At 64.8% G+C, this 3917-nt stretch carries 3 protein-coding genes; all 3 read left to right on the plus strand.

Going from position 1 to position 3917, the window contains the following annotated elements; genetic code table 11:
• The first annotated feature begins 296 nt into the window (after nt 1–296).
• Genes AC1DX0_RS32295 through AC1DX0_RS32305 form a run of 3 tightly spaced genes read left to right on the plus strand, consistent with a single transcriptional unit; the run spans nt 297 to nt 3858 of the window.
• The gene (locus tag AC1DX0_RS32295) at nt 297–1529 is read left to right on the plus strand and encodes a thiamine pyrophosphate-dependent enzyme (RefSeq protein WP_477223904.1); all 1233 of its coding nucleotides are present in this window, start codon (nt 297–299) and stop codon (nt 1527–1529) included.
• 3 nt (nt 1530–1532) lie between these two features.
• On the plus strand, nt 1533–2546 hold the full coding sequence (locus AC1DX0_RS32300; protein ID WP_477358456.1) for an alpha-ketoacid dehydrogenase subunit beta: 1014 nt from the start codon (nt 1533–1535) through the stop codon (nt 2544–2546).
• 1 nt (nt 2547) lies between these two features.
• Entirely contained in the window at nt 2548–3858 is a 1311-nt protein-coding gene (locus AC1DX0_RS32305) for a dihydrolipoamide acetyltransferase family protein (protein ID WP_477223906.1), read from the plus strand.
• Nucleotides 3859–3917 lie beyond the last annotated feature (59 nt).

Here is a 3917-nt window from a genome sequence, read left to right on the forward strand (position 1 = left end):
TCCTTCACGCCCCCCTCTGCCCTGCCGGGCATCTCCCCCACGAGGGGGGAGATTGGCAGCTTCAACCGCAGCGCCCGACAGTGAATCGCCGAAAAATCCATCGCTCCCTTGCGCTAGATTGCGCGGCGCAGCGAAACATCGACAAGAAATTTCGCGGACATATCTACATCTTGTGGGCGGGAGGCTGGATCGGTCGGCGCGGCCGGTCCGATGCGTGAGGCCTTGCCCGACAAATTCGCACTGGACGCGTGGATGTGCAAATATCCCGAACCAGGCAACATTGGAGGACAAAGGTCATGGCCGATGCTGGGATGTTGCGTTTCCACGTTCCGGAACCGGAAGTGCGGCCGGGCGGCACGCCTGATTTCTCCAATGTGACCCTTGCGCCGGCCGGCTCGGTGCCGCGCCCCGACATCTCTGTCGATCCGCGCACCATCCGCGACATGGCATTCTCGATCATCCGCGTGCTGAACCGCGACGGCGAAGCAGTAGGGCCGTGGGCCGGGCTGCTCTCCAACGAGGAGCTGCTGGAGGGTCTGCGCCACATGATGACGCTCAGAACCTTCGATGCGCGCATGCAGATGGCGCAGCGTCAGGGCAAGACCTCGTTCTACATGCAGCATCTCGGCGAAGAGGCGGTGAGCTGCGCTTTCCGCAAGGCGCTGGCACCTGGTGACATGAATTTCCCGACCTATCGCCAGGCCGGCCTGCTTATCGCCGACGGCTATCCGATGGTCACCATGATGAACCAGATCTATTCCAACGAGGCCGATCCGCTGAAGGGCCGGCAGCTGCCGATCATGTATTCCTCGAAGGAGCACGGCTTCTTCTCGATCTCCGGCAATCTGGCGACGCAGTACATCCAGGCCGTCGGCTGGGCGATGGCCTCGGCGATCTCGAACGATTCCAAGATCGCGGCGGCCTGGATCGGCGACGGCTCGACGGCGGAATCCGATTTCCATTCGGCGCTGGTGTTCGCCTCCACCTACAAGGCGCCGGTCGTGCTCAATGTCGTCAACAATCAGTGGGCGATCTCGACGTTCCAGGGCATTGCGCGGGGCGGCTCCGGCACTTTTGCCGCCCGGGGCCTCGGTTTCGGCATCCCGTCGCTGCGCGTCGACGGCAATGATTATCTGGCTGTGCATGCGGTAGCCAAATGGGCGGCCGAGCGGGCGCGCAGCAATCTTGGGCCGACGCTGGTGGAATATGTCACCTACCGCGCCGGCGCGCATTCGAGCTCGGACGATCCTTCCGCCTACCGGCCGAAGACCGAATCCGACGCCTGGCCGCTCGGCGATCCGGTCATGCGGCTGAAGAACCATCTGATCGGGCTCGGCGTCTGGTCGGACGAGCGCCATGCGCAGGCCGAGGCGGAAATCCTCGACACGGTGATCGCGGCGCAGAAGGAGGCGGAGAGCCACGGCACGCTGCATGCCGGCGGCAAGCCGTCGACGCGCGAGATGTTCGAGGGCGTCTTTGCCGAAATGCCTGCGCATCTGAGGCGCCAGCGCCAGCAGGCGGGAGTCTGAGCCATGCCAAGACGGACCATGATCGAGGCGATCCGCGATGCCATGGATGTGTCGATGGGGCGTGACGACAAMGTCGTGGTGTTCGGCGAGGATGTCGGYTTYTTCGGCGGCGTGTTYCGCKKCACSCAWGGCCTGCAGGCCAARTAYGGCAAGAGCCGCTGCTTCGATGCGCCGATCAACGAATCGGGCATTGTCGGCTCGGCCATCGGTATGGCGGCCTATGGGCTGAAACCCTGTGTGGAAATTCAGTTTGCCGACTACATGTATCCGGCCTACGACCAGCTGACCCAGGAAGCCGCAAGGCTGCGCTACCGCTCGAATGGCGATTTCACGTGCCCGATCGTGGTCCGCATGCCGACCGGGGGCGGCATCTTTGGCGGCCAGACGCACAGCCAGAGCCCCGAGGCTTTGTTCACCCATGTGTCGGGGCTGAAGACCGTGGTGCCGTCCAACCCGCATGACGCCAAGGGGCTTTTGATCGCCGCGATCGAGGATCCCGATCCGGTGATCTTCCTCGAGCCGAAACGGCTCTACAATGGTCCGTTCGATGGCCATCACGACCGGCCGGTGACGCCATGGTCGAAGCATGAACTGGGCGAAGTCGCCGACGGCCACTACACCGTGCCGCTCGGCAAGGCGGCGATCCGCAGAGCGGGCTCTGATGTCACCGTGCTCGCCTATGGCACSATGGTCTATGTCGCCCAGGCSGCYGCCGAGGAAACCGGCRTCGATGCCGARATCATCGACCTSAGGACGYTGCTGCCGCTCGAYCTCGASACSATCGTCGCSTCGGTCAASAAGACCGGGCGCTGCGTCATCGTGCAYGAGGCGACGCTGACCTCCGGCTTYGGCGCCGARYTGTCGGCGCTGGTGCAGGAAAACTGYTTCTACCRTCTSGARGCGCCGGTGGCSCGYGTCGCCGGCTGGGACACGCCCTATCCGCAYGCGCAGGARTGGGACTATTTCCCCGGCCCCGCCCGGGTCGGCCGCGCCCTTATCGAAACCATGGAGGCCTGACATGGGCGAGCACATCATCAAGCTGCCCGATGTCGGCGAGGGCGTCGCCGAGGCGGAACTCGTCGAGTGGCACGTCAAGATCGGCGACATCGTGCGCGAGGACACTGTGCTTGCCGCCGTCATGACCGACAAGGCGACGGTCGAAATCCCGTCGCCCGTCGATGGCGAGATCCTGTGGCTGGGCGCCGAGATCGGCGACACGGTGGCGATCGGCTCGCCGATTGTGCGGCTGAAAGTGGCGGGCGAGGGCAATGTGAGGGGTGGCGCCAAGGCCGAGGCGGTGGCCGCTGAGCCTGCGGCCAAGCTGCCGACTCCGAAACCCGAAACCGCCGCGCCGGCCGCGAAGACCCCGGCAAAGGCCAACGTTGCGGAGGTGAAACCGGCCACCGCCGCTTCTAAAAGCGCCGGGCAGACGTCCCTCTCAGGCGCGCCGCGCCCCGAGGGCGAAAAACCGCTGGCGTCGCCGGCTGTACGCTTGCGGGCAAAAGAGGCCGGCATCGATCTCAGGCAGGTTGCGGGAAGCGGCCCGGCCGGCCGCATCGGCCATGAGGACATCGAGGCGTTCCTGGCGCGCGGGCCGCAGGTCGCCAAGGTATCGGGCCTTGCCCGCAACGATTCGGTCGAGGACATCAAGGTGGTGGGCCTCAGGCGCAAGATCGCCGAGAAGATGACGCTGTCCAAATCGCGCATCCCGCACATCACCTATGTCGAGGAGATCGACGTCACCGCGCTGGAAGAATTGCGCGCCGCGCTCAACAAGGAGAAGCGCGCCGACAGGCCGAAGCTGACGCTGCTGCCGTTCCTGATGCGGGCGATGGTCAAGGCGATCGGTGACCAGCCCCAGCTCAATTCGCTGTTCGACGACGAGGCCGGCATCATCCACCAGCATGGCGGCATCCATATCGGCATCGCCGCGCAGACGCCGTCGGGGCTGGTGGTGCCTGTCGTCAAGCATGCCGAGGCGCGCGACATCTGGGATTGCGGCGCCGAGGTTATCAGGCTGGCAGAGGCGGCCAAGTCCGGCACGGCGACACGCGATGAGCTGTCCGGCTCGACCATCACCATCACCTCGCTCGGCGCCATGGGCGGCGTCGCGACGACGCCGGTYATCAACCATCCGGAAGTGGCAATCATCGGCGTCAACAAGATGATGGTGCGGCCGGTGTGGGACGGCACCCAGTTCATCCCGCGCAAGATGATGAATTTGTCGTCGAGCTTCGACCATCGGGTGATCGATGGCTGGGACGCGGCGGTGTTTATCCAGCGGATCAAGGCGCTGCTGGAAACGCCGGCGCTGATCTTTGTGGATTGAGGGTGATGAGAACGGTCGCAAGGTCCCCCTCACCCGGATTGCCAACCGAATTGCAAAGG

It is taken from the genome of Mesorhizobium sp. P3_A9 (assembly GCF_056402975.1).

Coding starts and splice junctions, on each gene's coding strand:
- AC1DX0_RS32295 (WP_477223904.1), top strand. CDS start 297: ATGGCCGATGCTGGGATGTTGCGTTTCCACGTTCCGGAACCGGAAGTG.